Consider the following 15177-nt stretch of genomic DNA (forward strand, 5'->3'; position numbering starts at 1 on the left):
AAGAGGTGCTTTAGCCGGGCGGCCCACGATGGTGGAAACCGGACCCGACGGGGGTCCACGACGCCCCGGCGGCACGGCGAGGGGTCCGAGGAGGAGTGCCATGGGCCGGCACACGAGCGCATCCCGCAACGAGACCGGGCAGCCCGCCCGCGGTACCGCAGGTGCGGCCGGCGCCTTCCAGGGCCTGTACCGCCTGGTGATCGACACGGCCGCGGCACACGGCGGCCGCCCGGCGGTGGTCGCCGCGGACGGCGTGCTGACCTACGCCGAACTCGACCGGCGTGCCGACGCACTGGCCCACACACTGGCCACGAACGGCGTGGGCCCCGGTGACCGGGTGGTGATCTGGTCCGCGAAGTCCTGCGCCGCCGTGGTCGCGATGCAGGCGGTGCTGCGCCTGGGCGCCGCGTACGTCCCGGTGGACGGCTCAAGCCCGGTGGGCCGGATGGCGCTGGTGGCCCGCGACTGCGAAGCCCGGGTGGTGTGCGCGGCGCAGGCCCGCGAGGCCGAGGTCACCACCGAACTGCCCGCCGGTGCCGCGTACGTGGCGCTGGACGCGGAGCATGCGCAGCCCGCGGGTGAGACGCCCGGGCGCCGCACGGCAAGCCCCGGCGACCTCGCCTACATCCTGTACACCTCCGGGTCCACCGGCACGCCCAAGGGCGTGTGCATCAGCCACGGCAACGCAGTCGCATTCGTCGAGTGGGCCGTCGCGGAACTGTCCGCCGGCCCCGCCGACCGCTTCGCGAACCACGCGCCGTTCACCTTCGACCTGTCCGTGCTGGATCTGTACGCGGCGTTCGCCGTGGGCGCGTCGGTGCATCTCATCGACGCAGAACTCGCCTACGCGCCCGTCCAGTTGACCGAATTCCTGTACGAGCACGAGATCAGCGTCTGGTACTCGGTGCCGTCCGCGCTGATGCTGATGATGCACGGCGGCGGGCTGCTGGACCGCCCCGCTCCGTCCTCTCTGCGGGCCGTGCTCTTCGCGGGCGAGCCGTTCCCCGTCACGGGGGTGCGCCAGCTCGCCGCTTGGACCGGGGCCCGGCTGCTGAACCTGTACGGCCCCACCGAGACAAACGTCTGCACCTTCCACGAGGTTCTCGCCGAGGACCTGACGCGCGACCGTCCCGTACCGATCGGATCGCCCTCGTGCGGCGACACGGTCTGGGCGGTCAACGACGACGGACGGGCCCGGCCGGGCGAGGAGGGCGAGCTGTATGTGGAAGGCCCCACCGTCATGCTCGGATACTGGGGACGGGACCCGCAGCGCGGCCCCTACGCCACCGGCGACATCGTGCTGGTCAGGCCGGACGGCTCCTTCGACTACATGGGCCGCCAGGACCACATGGTCAAGGTCCGCGGACACCGCGTCGAGCTGGGCGAGGTCGAGGCCGCGCTCAACAGCCATCCCGCGGTCGAGAACTCCGCCGTGATCGTCGCGGGCTCGGGGCTGAGCGCCCGGCTGGCCGCGTTCGTCGTCCTGGCCGCGGACTCCACGGCTGGGGTACTCGCACTCAAGCGGCACTGCGCCGAGCGGCTTCCGCCGTACATGATCGCCGACAGCATCGCGTTCGTGCCGCAGCTGCCGCACACCAGCAACGGCAAGGTCGACCGGTCCGCGCTCGCCGGCCGGCTCACCGCCCCGTCCCCCGACGGCCCCGCCCCTGCCACCGGCCACCCGGCCGGTGCGCCCGCGCACGCCGCGACCATCTGACGCAACCAACCGAAAGGCAGGACGACATGGCCGAGAAGACGGCGCCCACCGAGGCGGAGGTCAGTCAGAAGCTGATGGACTTCATCCGCGACAACTTCCTCTCGGGCGACCCGAACGGCGAACTGCAGAAGACCACGCCGCTGTTGGAGTGGGGCGTGCTCGATTCGCTGAAGGTCGCGATGCTGCTCAACTTCCTCCGTGGCGAACTGGGCGTGACCGTGCCCTTCGAGAAGATGAGCGGCGGAAACTTCAAGGACATCAACCGGATCTCGGCTCTCGTGTGCGAGCTGCTTGAGGCGCGGTCCCCCGCGGTCACCACCGACTGAGCCTTTGACGTTCAAGGGACGGATCACCGCCGATGGACTTCGATCTCACCAACGACCAGCGCAAGGCGTGCGCGGCCCTGCGGGAGGCAGCCCGCGACCTGTTCGACGAAGCCGCCGCCGCACCTGCGGAGTACCGCGACCGAGACGCCTGGCGCTCGGCCGCCGGACTGGGGATGGCCGGGCTGTGCCTGCCCCGCGAGTTCGGCGGCGGCGGCCTCGGCGCCCTGGACACGGCGCTGCGTCTGGAGGCGTTCGGGGCGGGCTGCGCCGACACCGGTCTGGTGTTCGCACTGGCCGCCCATCTGCTCGCCTGCGCCGTACCGGTCAGCGCCTTCGCTTCCGACGCCACCCGCAAGGACCTGCTGCCGGGGATGAGTTCGGCCGAGCTGATCGCCGCCAACGCCATGACCGAGGACGAGGCCGGCTCCGATGTGGGCCGTCTCGCCACCACCGCGGTCCTCGACGGCGACGCCTACGTGCTCGACGGGGTCAAGTCCTTCGCCAGCAACGCGCCCATCGCGGACGTGTTCGTCACCTACGCGACCACGGACACCTCCCTGGGGTTCCTCGGGATCAGCGCGTTCGCCGTGCCCCGGGACCTGCCCGGCATCACCGTCAGCGCGCCGATGGCCAAGATGGGACTGCACGGCTGCGCGGCCGGCCGGGTCGAGTTCCACGGCTGCCGGGTTCCCGCCCGCCTGCGCCTCGGCGCCGAGGGCCAGGGCAGCGCGGTGTTCCAGTACTCGATGGGCTGGGAGCGCGCCTGTCTGCCGGCGCTCTACCTGGGCGTGATGGAGGAACAGCTGGAGCGCTGCGTGGCACACGCCCGTACGCGCCGCCAGTTCGGCCACCCGATCGCCGAGTTCCAGGCCGTCTCGCACCGTCTGGCGGCCATGCGCCAGCGCCTGGAGGGCGCCCGCTGGCTGCTGTACCGGGCCTGCTGGCTGCTGGACCGGGACCGCGAGGAACAGGTCGCCGCCGCGGCGCTGGCCAAGACAGCCGTGTCCGAGGCCGCGGTCGCCAACAGCCTCGACGCCGTGCAGGTCTTCGGCGGCAGCGGCTACCTGGCGGCCACGGGGATCGAACGCAACCTGCGGGACTCCGTGCCCGCAGCGATCTTCTCCGGTACCACGGAGATGCAGCGGGAGATCCTCGTCCGGAAGGCGGGGCTGTGACGAGCACACCGCCGGGGCCCTCGGACGCGGCCCGGTACGCCCGCGGGGCCGGCCGGATGACGCTGCGCTGCCTGCGCCTGCTCGGGCGCATGCTCGCCCAGTTCGGCCTGCTCTGGATTCCTGTCCCGCCCTCCCTGGCGGATGACGGGCGGTCCCGGCCGCCGGTGCGGGTGAAACGGGACCCCGGCGGGCCCGCGCTGTACCACCCCGAACGGCTCTGTCCCGACATACCGTTGACCGCGCTGGAGCGGGCCCTGCAGCGGCAGTTGTGGGTGGTCGACGACGAGCACCCGGGCAATCCGCCGGTCACCGGCGGTCGGGCGTGAGCCGGCGCGGCACCGCGTAGCTCCCGGCCGCGCGGTGCCGCCCCTCCGTGCCGGCTTCGGCGTGCTGCTCGTACCGAGGGGCCGGGAACCGTCCTGTCGCGGTTCCCGGCCCCTCGTCGTACGCTCCCCTGCCACTGCGCGCTCCGGTGCACGCCGACGCGGTCATCGGCGGGGGGACTCGACGAACTGCCGGATGGAGGCGATCACGTAGTCGAGCATTTCGTGGGTGAGCGCCGGGTACACGCCCACCCACAGGGTCTGCCGGGTGATGATGTCGCTGTTGGTCAGCTCCCCCGAGACGCGGTAGGGCTGGTCCACGTACGCCGGCTGCCTGGTCAGGTTGCCCGCGAACAGCCTGCGGGTGCCGATCCTGCGTGCTTCCAGGAACTCGGTCAGCTCGGCCCGGCTGAAGGGCGCCTGCGGATCGACGGTGAGGGCGAAGCCGAACCAGCTGGGTTCGCTGCGCGGGGTGGGCTCGGGCAGCAGCAGCCACGGCACCCCGTCCAGGCCCTCCCGCAGCCGCCGCCAGTTCTCGCGCCGGGCGGCGACGAACTCGTCGAGCCGGGAGAGCTGGCTCAGTCCCAGGGCCGCCTGGAGATCGGTGGCCTTCAGGTTGTAACCGAGGTGCGAGAAGATGTACTTGTGGTCGTAGCCGTCCGGGAGCTCCCCCATCTGAAAGCCGAACCGCTTCAGGCACTTGTTGCTCTCACCCGGCTCGCACCAGCAGTCCCTGCCCCAGTCGCGCAGCGACTCCACGATACGGGCCAGCGCCAGGTTGGACGTCAGCACGCACCCGCCCTCGCCCATCGTGAGGTGGTGGGCCGGGTAGAAGCTCACGGTGGACAGGTCACCGAAGGATCCGGTCAGCCGGCCGTCGTAGGTGGAGCCCACCGCGTCGCAGTTGTCCTCGATCAGGAAGAGGCCGTGGTCCTCGGCGAGTTGAGCGATCTCGGACGCCTCGAAGGGGTTGCCCAGCGCGTGCGCGATCACGATGGCCCGGGTCTTGGGGCCGATCGCCCGCGCCAGCCGGTCCGCGGTGGTGTTGTACGTGCGCAGGTCAACGTCGACGAAGACGGGCACGAGCCCGTTCTGCAGGATGGGGTTCACGGTCGTGGGGAAGCCGGCGGCCACGGTCACCACCTCGTCGCCGGGGCGCAGCCGGCGGTCCTCGAGCACGGGTGAGGTGAGCGCGGACAGCGCGAGCAGGTTGGCCGACGAACCCGAGTTGGTGAGATGGGCCTTGCGCCGCTTGAGCTTGCGGGCGAACTCCGACTCGAACTTCCGGGAACGGGTGCCCGCCGCGATCCGCAGGTCCAGCGCGGACTCCACCAGCGCCAGCCGGTCCTCCTCGTCCAGCACCGCGCCGGAGGGCCAGATCTCGGTGACGCCGGGGACGAACTCCGGTACGCCTTCCCGCTCCTGGTGGTACTTGCGGACCCCTTCGAGAATCAACGCCTTGACGTCACCCATGCTCAAGCCCCTCCTGAACGAGTCAGCACGCCGACTCCGGTTTCCACCAAAAGGTCGTGCAGCGAGCGCTCCAGGCTCAGCTGCGGCTGCCAGCCGAGCAGCCGCAGGGCGAGGGAGACGTCGCACCGCTGCCACTGCAGGTCGCCTCGTTGCTCGTCGCGGTCCTGGTCCTCGACCACGGTCAGACTCAGACCGCTCAGTGCGACCAGCCGGCGGACCACCTGGCGGACCTCCACCGCCTCGCCGCTGCCGATGTTGACCACCTGTCCGCAGACGTCCGCGCGGGCGGCGGCGACGACGGCACCGGCCACATCGCGTACGTCGACGAAGTCCCGCCATGCCGTCAGCGGCGCCAGCCGCAGGACCGGGGGCGGCTCGCCCGCCGCTGCCCGGGCGCGCTCACGCAGCCGGCGGGCCAGGATGCCCAGCAGGCTCTCGCGCGGGGTGCCCGGCCCGGCCACGTTCGCGATCCGCAGGACGGTGCCGTCCAGCGTTCCCTCGGCGGCCGCGTCCAGCACCAGCCGGGCGCCGAGCAGTTTCGACCGGCCGTAGGTGGTGTCCGGCGCCGTCGGCACTTCCTCGCTGATGCGGGTGCCACGGGGCACCGGGCCGTACTCGTGGATCGAGCCGAGGTGGACCAGACGCGGCCGGCCGGGCATCGAGGTCATGGCGGCGACCAGACGCCGCACCAACTCGGCGTTGGCCTCGTACATCTCGCGTTCGCCGACGTGCCAGACGGCACCGACGGAGTTGACGACGATGTCGGCCCCGGTGGCACCGAGGATCTCGGCGATTCGCTCCGATGTGGCGTCCATGAGGTCGACGCGGATGAACGGGACGTCACTGGCGTCGACGGGCGCCTCGCGGGCCACCCGGGTGAGCCGCGCGCCCGTGGCGCCGAAAGCGGCGCAGATGTGCCGTCCCAGGAATCCGGTCCCGCCCAGGACCAGGACGGACGGGGCGGGACCGGTCGTGCCGGGCCCCGGTTCGGCGGTCGGCGCGGCGGCCGGGTGGTGTGCCGTGGTCATCCGCGTTCTCTCGTCTCCACCGTGATGTGCTGGGCGCATCGGCTGATCTCCTCGACGAGTTCCGCGGTCCGCACGGCGGCGGCCGCCCAGGCCTGATGGTCCGGGTCCGTGCCGAGGTCCCGGGCCCTGCGCACGGCCGCGGCGAACGCGCCCACCGTCGCGGCGTACTGGTCCTCGGCCGGCAGCACGGTATGCACCGGCTCCCCCTGCCGGTCGACGCGCAGCACCGGGGCGAGGTCCGGCGGCGGGGTGAAGGCGCGCTCCAGCGTGAGCCGTCCCTCGCTGCCCCACAGCTGGTAGAGGGAGCCGTAGCCGTGCTCGAAGCCGAAGTCGACGGTGACGATCTCGCCGCCGGCCGCGCGCAGCAGCGCCGACCCGCCGACGTCCACCCCGGTCGCGGCGTCCTGCCGCAGCAGCGCTCCGGTCACTGACAGGTCGTCGCCGAGGAAGAACTGGGCGGCTCTGATCGGGTACACACCCGTGTCGAGCAGCGCACCGCCGCCGAGTTCGGGCCGGTGGCGCACGTCGGCGGCAGGCCGCGGCGGGATGCAGAAGGCTCCGGTGAAGCGGCGCAGCCGCCCGATCCGTCCGCCCCGCAGCAGGTCGCGCACAGTGCGGTGCTGGCCGTGGTGGAGGAAGCAGAAGTTCTCCCGCAGGACACGTCCGGTGCGCGCGGCCACCCCTACCAGTTCGGCGGTGTCGGCGGCCGACGTCGTCAGCGGTTTCTCGGCCAGCACGTGCTTGCCGCTCTCCATCGCGGCCAGCGCCCATTCGTGATGCAGCGCGTTGGGCAGCGGAAGGTACACCGCGTCGATGTCGTCGCGGGCCAGCAGCTCCCCGTAGTCGGCGGCGGCCGCGCAGCCGTGCTGGGCGGCCGTGTGCGCGGCCCGCGCCGGGTCGCGGCTGGCGACGGCGGCGAGTTCGGCGCCGGGGTGCCCGCGGATCGCCGCCATCATGCGGCGGCGGGCGAACTCGGAGGTGCCCAGCACCCCGACGCGGATCCTGCCGTGGTGTGGGGTGCCGCCGACGATGCGGTCCTGGGCAGCGGCGGTCATCGGTCCAGTTCTCCTCGGTGTGCGGGGGACACGGACGGCCCGGGACCCGCCGAACGGCGCCGCCGGCACGCGTGCCGAAGGGCGGTGCCGGAGGTGATCCGGAAATCTCGGGCCGGTCGCCGAGAAGTCAACGCCCGTGCCGACGGGCCGTTCAACCCCCTACCGGTGGCCATCGTCCCCTAAGTGCTCCCGGAAATGTCGTGCCGCCCCCTATTACTCCGCGCAATACTCGACCGGGTGCAGGGGCACCGGTACTTTCACGGCAATGAAAGGCATCCTGCTCGCCGGCGGAAGCGGCACTCGGCTTCACCCGTTGACACGCGCCGTGTCCAAGCAGCTGCTTCCCGTTTACAACAAACCCATGGTTTATTACCCGCTTTCCGTTCTCATGCTGGCCGGAATCCGGGAAGTCCTGGTCATTTCGAACCCCGACAATATCGATCTGTTCCGTCATCTCCTGGGAGACGGAACACGGCTCGGCATGCAGATCGACTTCGCGGTCCAGCCGTCCCCGGACGGCATCGCCGAGGCGTTCACCATCGGCTCGGAGCACATCGGCACCGATCCGGTGGCGCTGATCCTGGGCGACAACATCTTCCACGGGCCCAACTTCTCGCCGCTGCTGCGCCGCAACGTGCAGGAGATCGACGGCTGCGTACTCTTCGGATACGCGGTCTCGGATCCCGAGCGGTACGGCGTCGGTGTGGTGGACGCCGAGGGCACGCTGCTGGAGCTGGAGGAGAAGCCGGCCCGCCCCCGTTCGAACCTGGCCGTCACCGGGCTCTACCTCTACGACAACGACGTCGTGGACATCGCGAAGAACCTGCAGCCCTCGGCCCGGGGCGAACTGGAGATCACCGACGTCAACCGCGTCTACCTGGAGCGCGGCAACGCCCGCCTGGTCAACCTCGGCCGGGGCTTCGCGTGGCTCGACACGGGGACGCACGACTCGCTGCTGCTGGCCAGCCAGTACGTGCAGGTGCTGGAGCAGCGCCAGGGGACGCGCATCGCGTGCGTGGAGGAGATCGCCTACCGCATGGGGTTCATCGACGCCGATGACTGCTACCGGCTCGGCGTGGAGATCGGCGCCTCCGACTACGGCGCCTACCTGAGGGACATCGCCAAAGGAGAGACATGACAAGGACAAGGAGCGGCACGTGCGCATCCTGGTGACGGGCGGCGCCGGGTTCATCGGCTCGCACTTCGTCCGGCAGCTGACGACCGGCGCGTATCCCGAGTACGACGACGCCGAGGTGATCGTCCTCGACCGGTTCACCTACGCGGGCAACGAGGCCAACCTGGCGCCCGTGGCCGGCTCTTCGCGGCTGCGGGTGGTGCGCGGCGACATCTGCGACACCGCCGTGGTCGACACGGTCATGCCCGGCACCGACCTGGTCGTGCACTTCGCGGCCGAGTCCCATGTCGACCGCTCCATAGCGGGCGCGGCCGAGTTCGTCCGGACGAACGTCCAGGGCACGCACACCCTGCTGCAGGCTGCGGCCGACCACGGCGCGAGCAGGTTCGTGCACGTGTCCACCGACGAGGTGTACGGGTCGATCGAGCACGGCTCCTGGCCGGAGGACCACCCGTTGCGGCCCAACTCCCTCTACGCGGCGTCGAAGGCCTCCTCCGATCTGGTGGCCCTGGCCTTCCACCGCACGCACGACCTGCCCGTGTGCGTCACGCGCTGCTCGAACAACTACGGGCCGTACCAGAACCCGGAGAAGGCGATCCCGCTGTTCGTCACGAACCTGCTGACGGGGCATCCGGTCCCGCTGTACGGCGACGGCCGCAACGTGCGCGACTGGCTGCACGTGGACGACCACTGTCGGGCGCTGGCACTGGTGGCCGCAGAGGGGACGCCCGGCGAGATCTACAACATCGGCGGCGGCACCGAGCTCACCAACCGCGATCTGGTCTCCCGGCTGCTGGAACTGCTGGACGCGGGCCCGGAGATGGTCGAGCAGGTGGCCGACCGCAAGGCGCACGACCGCCGCTACTCGGTGGACTGCACCAAGATCCGCACCGAGCTCGGATACGCTCCCCGCGTCCCCTTCGAGCAGGGCCTGGCGGACACCGTCCGCTGGTATGCCGACCACCGCGACTGGTGGGAGCCGCTGCGCCCCCAGCCCGCCGGCGGGGCCGGATCCCTCACGGAGGTGTCATGCTGACGTCTCTTGCCGCCCGGGTCGCGCTGTCCGCGGCCGCGACGGAGACCGGGCACGCGCCGCTGGCCGACTTCCACCAGTGGTGGAAGGAGCAACGCGCCGCCGACGACTCGGCCTCCCGGGTCATCCCCTTCGCCGATCTGCGGATGTGGAGCTTCCGGCCGGACACGGGGGACCTGGTCCACGACACCGGCCGGTTCTTCACCGTCGAGGGCCTGCGGGTGCGGCGGCCCGGCTGGCCGGTGCCCCACTGGTCCCAGCCGATCATCCACCAGCCCGAGGTCGGCATCCTGGGCATCCTGGCCAAGGAGTTCGACGGCGTCCTGCACTTCCTGATGCAGGCCAAGACGGAGCCCGGCAACATCGCGGGCCCACAGCTGTCGCCGACCGTCCAGGCGACGCGCAGCAACTACACGCGGGTCCACCGGGGCAATCCGGTGCCGTACGTGGAGTACTTCCGCAACGCCGCGCGCCACCGGGTGCTGGCCGATGTCCGGCAGTCGGAGCAGGGCAGCTGGTTCTACCGCAAGCGGAACCGGAACATGGTGGTCGAGGTCACCGAGGACGTCGAGCTGCTCGACGGGTTCCGGTGGGTGCCGCTGGGCCAGCTGCACCGGCTGCTGGCCGAGGACGACCTGGTGAACATGGACTCGCGGACCGTCCTGGCCTGTCTGCCCTTCCCGTTCGCTGGGGCCGACGGTGGCAGCCACCGGCCCGCCGACACCGCCGTACTGGGCTGGATCACCGAGGCCCGCACCCGGCACGAGCTGCTGGCCGAGCGGGTTCCGCTGCGGGAGGTGACGGGCTGGCGGCACGAGCCCGACCGGATCACCCATGAGAGCGGCGCCTTCTTCGACGTCATGGCCGTGGCCTTCCAGGGCCGGGGCCGCGAGATCGCCGCCTGGACGCAGCCGATGGTGCGCCCGCACGGAACCGGCGTTTCGGCGTTCCTGGTGCGGCGGACCGGGGACGGCGTGCAGGTGCTGGCGAGCACACGCGTGGAGGCGGGCAGCGCCGACGTGCTGGAGCTGGGGCCGACCGCGCAGGGTACACCGGAGAACTACGCCGCCCTGCCCGATGATGCGCGACCGCCGCTGCTGGACGCGATCCTCGGCGCACCGGCGGAACGGGTGCTCTTCGACACGGTGATGTCGGAGGAGGGCGGGCGCTTCTTCCACGCGCGCACCCGCTACCTGATCGTCGAGGCCGGACCGGACGGCGGCCCCGAGGACACCGCGGACCTGCGGTGGATCCCGCTGGAGGAACTCACCGACCTGGCCCGGCACAGCTTCTACGTGAACGTCGACGCGCGCACGCTCATGGTGTGCCTCCAGAGCGTCTACGGCCCGGACCGCGCGGTCTGACACCCCGGCCCGCCTGCGTCGGGCGTGGCACGATCCGCCCGACGTCGATGTCGGCCCAGGAGCAACGGAGCGAAGATGCGCGTACTGTTCGTCCCGGCTGCCGCACCCAGCCACTACTTTCCCATGGCCCCGCTGGCCTGGGCCTTCCGCCTGGCCGGTCACGAGGTCTGCGTGGCCGGCCAGCCGCCCGTGCTCGACCCGGTCGTCCGATCGGGTATGACGGCTGTGGCCGTGGGCGGCGGCTACGACCTTCTGACCGGTCTCACCGAGGCCACCGAAACCGTGCGCCGCGAGACCGGGCACCTGCTGTCCGGCTCCACCGGCTGGGACTCGCTCCCCGCCGACGTACGACGCCGCTACGGGGAGATGCGCGGGGCCCCGCACGTGCGCACCGCCGAGGACATGGCCGACGACCTGGTGGCCCTGGCTCGCGGCTGGCGACCCGATCTCATGGTCACCGACCCGCTCGGCTACGCCGCCGCGCTGGCGGCGGAGACGGCGGGGGTGCCCCTCGTACACCACCTGTGGGGGCCGCAGCCGCCGTCGCTGGCGAAATTCCCGGGCTTCGGCGCGGCCCCCGAACGCTGGCCCGAGGACCTGCTCAAGCTCTTCGGGCGGTTCGGGGCCGAGCCGCGTGCCGTGCACAGCGTCTGCACGGTGGACCCCTGTCCGCCCAGTCTGCAACCGCACCCCGTGCCCCGGCAGGTGCGCACCCGGTACCTGTCGTACAACGGCTCCGGCCGCGTACCGCAGTGGTTGCTGCGGCCCGCCGCCCGGCCCCGGATCTGCGTCTCCTGGATGACCACCAACACGGCCGCGGCCGGTCTGGCGTCGCAGCACCCGGTGAGCACGCTGGTGACGGCGCTGGTGGCTCTCGACGCGGAGGTCGTCGCCGTGGTCAGGCCGGCCGACCGCGAGCGCATCGGGCCGGTCCCCGAGGGCGTCCGGCTGGTCACCGACCTGCCCCTGCACACGGTCGTGGCCGGCTGCGACGCGGCGGTCAACCACGGCGGGGCGGGGACCATGCTGACCGCCGCCTGTCACGGTGTCCCCCAGGTCGTCGTCCCGCAGGAGGCGGGACTGGTCTTCAACGCCGAGTGCCTGGCGGCCACCGGCGCCGGAGTCGCCGTGCCGGCGAGCGAGACGGACCCCGAACGGATCGCCGCGGGCGTCGCGCCACTGCTCCACGAGCGGCAGTGGCGGGAGGCGGCGCGCCGGCTCCGCGCGGAGAACGCCGCCCAGCCGGCGCCGTCCGAGGCCATTGGTGTCATCCAGGAGTTCATGTGATCAGCCAGCCCCGGTCCTCACGGACCTCCGACCTTCTCAGGGACCGACCATGACCATCACCACCGATCACGTCATTCCATTCAACCGGCCGCATCTGACCGGCGACGAGTCGGAGCTCATCGCAGCAGCGCTCGCGTGCCGGTCCCTGGAGGGCGATGGCCGGTACACCTCGCGGGCGACGGACCTGCTCACGAAGATGGTCGGGGCGACCTCGGCCCTGCTGACCACGTCCTGCACGCACGCGCTGGAGATGAGCGCGCTGCTGCTGGACCTGGAGCCCGGCGACGAAGTGGTCATGCCGTCGTTCACCTTCCCTTCCACCGCCAACGGCTACGCGCTGCGGGGCGCGGTCCCGGTCTTCGTCGACTGCCGGCCCGACACGCTCAACATGGACGAGCGGCTGCTGGAGGACGCCCTCACGGAACGCACCCGGGCGATCGTCGTCGTGCACTACGGCGGTGTCGCCTGCGAGATGGACGCCATCATGGAGATCGCCGACCGGCACGACCTTCCCGTGGTCGAGGACAACTCCCATGGCCTGGGGGCCTCCTACCGGGGGCAGCAGCTGGGGTCGCTGGGTGTGATGGCCACACAGAGCTTCCACTCCACCAAGAACGCGCACTGCGGCGAAGGGGGCGCGCTGCTCTTCAACGGCACCGACCACCTTCAGCGGGCGGAACTCATCCGGGAGAAGGGCACCAACCGGCGCCAGTTCTTCCGGGGTGAGATCGACAAGTACCAGTGGGTGGACATCGGCTCCAGCTATCTGCCATCGGACCTGCTCGCGGCGTGCCTGATCGCCCAGTTGGAGAACTTCGACGCGATCCAGGCGCGCCGCCTGCAGGTGTGGGACATCTACCAGGAGCGTCTGGCGGGCTGGGCGGAGCGCAACGGGGTCGTCCAGCCGACGGTGCCGGAGGAATGCGCCCACCCGGCTCACCTGTACTACCTGCTGCTGCCCGATCTGGAGCACCGGCACGCGCTGATGGACCATCTCGCCGCGCGCGGGATCAGGAGCGCGTTCCACTACATGCCGCTGCACAGCGCTCCGGCCGGCCGGCGCTACGGGCGGACGGCACCGGGCGGTTGCCCGGTGACCGAGCGGGTGGCCGACCAGTTGCTGCGGCTGCCGGTGTACACCGATCTGACCGACTCCGACGTCGAGCGCGTCCTGGAGGCGGTGACGTCCTTCCGCGTCCGGGCCTGACAGCTCTACGGGCCGGCCACCCGCGCCCCGCGGAGAGTCTCCGCGGGGCGCGGCCTCGTGCGTGGGAAGGCGGGACCGGGAGCGCAGGCGGACGGCCGCGGGGGCGGCCGCCCGGACACGGGGTTCGACCGGGGGCTCACGGGCCACGGGGACGGCGCTGTCGGGCCCGGCGGACGGGAGGCCCGACAGCGGCGCGGCACCGCTCCGGTCGCCACCGCTCCACCGACGGCCGTGCGCAAGGCCGATCCGGACGCGGGCGACGGGATTCCGGCTCGCCGGCGCCTACGCCGTCGGCCCCGAGACAGGTCTCGGGGCCGACGGCCGCTCACCCGGCTGCGGTGCCTGTCAGGAGGCCGGAGGTTCCAAGCCGCCCGCGTGTTCCGGGCGGACCCCGCCGCGTCGGGGCCGCGGCGCGGGGTCCACCGGGCCACCGGCCAGCCCCTGGGTCGTATCCGTCTCCCCGACGGCCGCCGGCGCGGCCGAGCGCGGCTCCTTGAAGAAGAGCGTGATCAGCACGGCCACGGCGGCGATCAGGGCGCCGCTGACGAACACCTGGTCCGCGGCCCCCACCAGGGCGTGGACGACCGTGTCCCGGGCCTTGCCGGTCAGCGTCTGGAGCAGGGCGATGCTGGGGCGGTTCCCGTTCTCGCCGCCCTTGAGGCTGTCCGGGACCCGCGCCGCGAACTCGCGGGCCAGGATCGTCCCGAAGACCGCGCTGCCGACGGCACCGCCGAGCGTCTGGCTGAACCGGATCGAGGTGATCGCCACGCCCATCTGCTCTTTCGGCACCGACATCTGGACCGCCAGCAGGGCCATGCCGAGCACCAGGCCGAGCCCGGCGCCCAGAAGCAGCAGGTCGACGTTGGTCACCCACACCGAGGTGTCCGCACGCAGCCTGCTCAGCAGGCCGAAGGCGATCGTGACCAAGACCGTGCCCGCGATCAGGACGAGCCGGAACCTGCCCGGCCGGCGGATCAGTCGGCCCCCGACGACCGCCGAGATGATCATGCCGAGCGCCATGGGAAGCAGGTGCACGCCGGCGAGGGTCGGCTTCACGCCCTGCGCGGCCTGCAGGTAGAGCGCCACGTAGACGACCGACCCCATGGTCACCATGCCCGAGATGAACTGCTGGGGGCTGGCGAGCCGGAAGACCTGGTTGCGGAAGAGCGACAGGGGGAAGAGAGGCTCCTCGGCGGCGATCCTGCTCCACAGCCCCTGCCTGAGGAGGAAGGCCACAAGGAGCAACGCGCCGCCCAGCTCCAGCAGCACGATGACGGAGGAGCTCCAGGCGTACTCGGCGCCGCCCCATTCGGTCACCAGCAGCAGGGCGCTGGTCGCGGCCGCGATGAGCCCGGCGCCCAGGAAGTCGATGCGGTGGCGGTCGTTGCGGACCGGCAGGCGCAGGTTGAAGACACCCAGACCCAGAGCGATCAGGCCCAGTGGCAGGTTCACGTAGAAGATCCACCGCCACGACAGGTGCTCGGTGAGGTAGCCGCCGACCAGCGGGCCGACCACGATGCACACGCCGGTCATGACACCGCCCATGCCGGCGCTGCCACCGCCCGTCGAACCGCCGCCGCTGGTGGTCTTCGGCGGCCAGATGCTGAGCACCACGACGAGCGTGACACTCATCAGACCGCCGCCGCCGACACCCTGGACCGCACGGAAGGCGATCAGCTGACCCATATTCTGTGCGATACCGCAGAGCGCCGATCCGACCAGGAATGTGGCCAGCGAGAAGAGGTAAATCTTCTTCGGGCCATAAACGTCCGTCAATTTCCCGTACATCGGCTGCGTAACGGTCGACGCCAGGGCGTATGCGGTGATCAGCCAGGGGAGAAGATCCAGACCGTGCACCGGGTCGAGGCTCTTGGTGATGGGCCAGGCGGCCGTGGCCACAATGTTCGAATCGACGATGCCCAGGACCATCGACAAGACGGCGCCAATGGTCGCCAACCTCATCTGAGTGAGTGTCATTGCTCCAGCGTATTTCGCCAATCGGCGGCTGTCAACCTTGATTGACAGCCGCACGATATTCGGTCGCACCCTGCGGG

General features: G+C 71.4%; 13 protein-coding genes. 9 read left to right on the forward strand and 4 right to left on the reverse strand.

Annotated features, from left to right (window positions below; genetic code table 11):
• The first annotated feature begins 100 nt into the window (after positions 1 to 100).
• The 4 genes from S1361_RS04955 to S1361_RS04970 are packed head-to-tail and all read left to right on the forward strand — an operon-like array spanning position 101 to position 3544.
• Positions 101 to 1717 carry an amino acid adenylation domain-containing protein gene (locus S1361_RS04955; RefSeq protein WP_208030620.1) on the forward strand — a complete coding sequence of 539 codons (1617 nt, stop codon included), beginning with the start codon at positions 101 to 103 and terminating at the stop codon, positions 1715 to 1717.
• A 26-nt stretch (positions 1718 to 1743) separates the two neighbouring features.
• Positions 1744 to 2043 carry an acyl carrier protein gene (locus tag S1361_RS04960; RefSeq protein ID WP_208030621.1) on the forward strand — a complete coding sequence of 100 codons (300 nt, stop codon included), beginning with the start codon at positions 1744 to 1746 and terminating at the stop codon, positions 2041 to 2043.
• Between the two features lie 32 nt (positions 2044 to 2075).
• Positions 2076 to 3218, forward strand: a complete 1143-nt coding sequence (locus S1361_RS04965) for an acyl-CoA dehydrogenase family protein (protein WP_208030622.1) — start codon at positions 2076 to 2078, stop codon at positions 3216 to 3218.
• Positions 3215 to 3544 (forward strand): DUF6059 family protein, encoded by a 330-nt coding sequence (locus S1361_RS04970; RefSeq protein ID WP_243769085.1) that lies wholly within the window; start codon positions 3215 to 3217, stop codon positions 3542 to 3544. The genes S1361_RS04965 and S1361_RS04970 overlap by 4 nt, the downstream gene beginning before the upstream one ends.
• A 162-nt stretch (positions 3545 to 3706) precedes the next feature.
• Here S1361_RS04970 and rfbH read toward each other — a convergent pair whose 3' ends face one another.
• From rfbH to S1361_RS04985, 3 genes are read right to left on the reverse strand one after another with little or no spacing between them, the layout of a single operon-like run.
• Positions 3707 to 5014: a lipopolysaccharide biosynthesis protein RfbH gene (rfbH, locus tag S1361_RS04975; protein WP_208030623.1), complete on the reverse strand. Its 1308-nt coding sequence runs from the start codon at positions 5012 to 5014 to the stop codon at positions 3707 to 3709.
• 2 nt (positions 5015 to 5016) lie between these two features.
• Positions 5017 to 6042 carry an NAD-dependent epimerase/dehydratase family protein gene (locus tag S1361_RS04980; protein ID WP_208030624.1) on the reverse strand — a complete coding sequence of 342 codons (1026 nt, stop codon included), beginning with the start codon at positions 6040 to 6042 and terminating at the stop codon, positions 5017 to 5019.
• A complete protein-coding gene (locus S1361_RS04985) occupies positions 6039 to 7097 on the reverse strand; it encodes a Gfo/Idh/MocA family protein (protein WP_208030625.1) in 1059 nt (352 codons plus the stop codon). Before S1361_RS04985 ends, S1361_RS04980 begins: the two co-directional genes overlap by 4 nt.
• A 265-nt stretch (positions 7098 to 7362) precedes the next feature.
• Here S1361_RS04985 and rfbA point away from each other — a divergent pair, with 265 nt between their 5' ends.
• The 5 genes from rfbA to rffA all read left to right on the forward strand — a co-directional run bounded on the left by rfbA (position 7363) and on the right by rffA (position 13123).
• Positions 7363 to 8235: a glucose-1-phosphate thymidylyltransferase RfbA gene (gene rfbA / locus S1361_RS04990; RefSeq protein ID WP_208030626.1), complete on the forward strand. Its 873-nt coding sequence runs from the start codon at positions 7363 to 7365 to the stop codon at positions 8233 to 8235.
• 19 nt (positions 8236 to 8254) lie between these two features.
• Complete coding sequence (gene rfbB, locus S1361_RS04995) at positions 8255 to 9268, forward strand: dTDP-glucose 4,6-dehydratase (RefSeq protein ID WP_208030627.1); 1014 nt, start codon at positions 8255 to 8257, stop codon at positions 9266 to 9268.
• A complete protein-coding gene (locus tag S1361_RS05000; protein WP_208030628.1) occupies positions 9262 to 10629 on the forward strand; it encodes an NDP-hexose 2,3-dehydratase family protein in 1368 nt (455 codons plus the stop codon). The genes rfbB and S1361_RS05000 overlap by 7 nt, the downstream gene beginning before the upstream one ends.
• A 75-nt stretch (positions 10630 to 10704) precedes the next feature.
• Positions 10705 to 11916: a nucleotide disphospho-sugar-binding domain-containing protein gene (locus S1361_RS05005; protein ID WP_208030629.1), complete on the forward strand. Its 1212-nt coding sequence runs from the start codon at positions 10705 to 10707 to the stop codon at positions 11914 to 11916.
• Positions 11917 to 11965: 49 nt separating this feature from the next.
• Positions 11966 to 13123 (forward strand): dTDP-4-amino-4,6-dideoxygalactose transaminase, encoded by a 1158-nt coding sequence (rffA, locus tag S1361_RS05010; RefSeq protein WP_208030630.1) that lies wholly within the window; start codon positions 11966 to 11968, stop codon positions 13121 to 13123.
• A 345-nt stretch (positions 13124 to 13468) separates the two neighbouring features.
• On the opposite strand, the gene S1361_RS05015 is transcribed toward rffA, so the two are convergent.
• Complete coding sequence (locus tag S1361_RS05015; RefSeq protein ID WP_208030631.1) at positions 13469 to 15169, reverse strand: MFS transporter; 1701 nt, start codon at positions 15167 to 15169, stop codon at positions 13469 to 13471.
• Positions 15170 to 15177 lie beyond the last annotated feature (8 nt).

Origin of the sequence: Streptomyces cyanogenus (assembly GCF_017526105.1) — a bacterium.
Taxonomy (GTDB): Bacteria; Actinomycetota; Actinomycetes; order Streptomycetales; family Streptomycetaceae; genus Streptomyces; species Streptomyces cyanogenus.

Excerpts from the sequence above, each read along its gene's own strand:
- rffA (WP_208030630.1), top strand. The coding sequence starts at position 11,966 with ATGACCATCACCACCGATCACGTCATTCCATTCAACCGGCCGCATCTG.
- S1361_RS04985 (WP_208030625.1), bottom strand. The coding sequence starts at position 7,097 with ATGACCGCCGCTGCCCAGGACCGCATCGTCGGCGGCACCCCACACCAC.
- S1361_RS04960 (WP_208030621.1), top strand. The coding sequence starts at position 1,744 with ATGGCCGAGAAGACGGCGCCCACCGAGGCGGAGGTCAGTCAGAAGCTG.
- rfbH (WP_208030623.1), bottom strand. The coding sequence starts at position 5,014 with ATGGGTGACGTCAAGGCGTTGATTCTCGAAGGGGTCCGCAAGTACCAC.
- S1361_RS04980 (WP_208030624.1), bottom strand. The coding sequence starts at position 6,042 with ATGACCACGGCACACCACCCGGCCGCCGCGCCGACCGCCGAACCGGGG.
- rfbA (WP_208030626.1), top strand. The coding sequence starts at position 7,363 with ATGAAAGGCATCCTGCTCGCCGGCGGAAGCGGCACTCGGCTTCACCCG.
- S1361_RS04965 (WP_208030622.1), top strand. The coding sequence starts at position 2,076 with ATGGACTTCGATCTCACCAACGACCAGCGCAAGGCGTGCGCGGCCCTG.
- S1361_RS05005 (WP_208030629.1), top strand. The coding sequence starts at position 10,705 with ATGCGCGTACTGTTCGTCCCGGCTGCCGCACCCAGCCACTACTTTCCC.
- S1361_RS05000 (WP_208030628.1), top strand. The coding sequence starts at position 9,262 with ATGCTGACGTCTCTTGCCGCCCGGGTCGCGCTGTCCGCGGCCGCGACG.
- S1361_RS04955 (WP_208030620.1), top strand. The coding sequence starts at position 101 with ATGGGCCGGCACACGAGCGCATCCCGCAACGAGACCGGGCAGCCCGCC.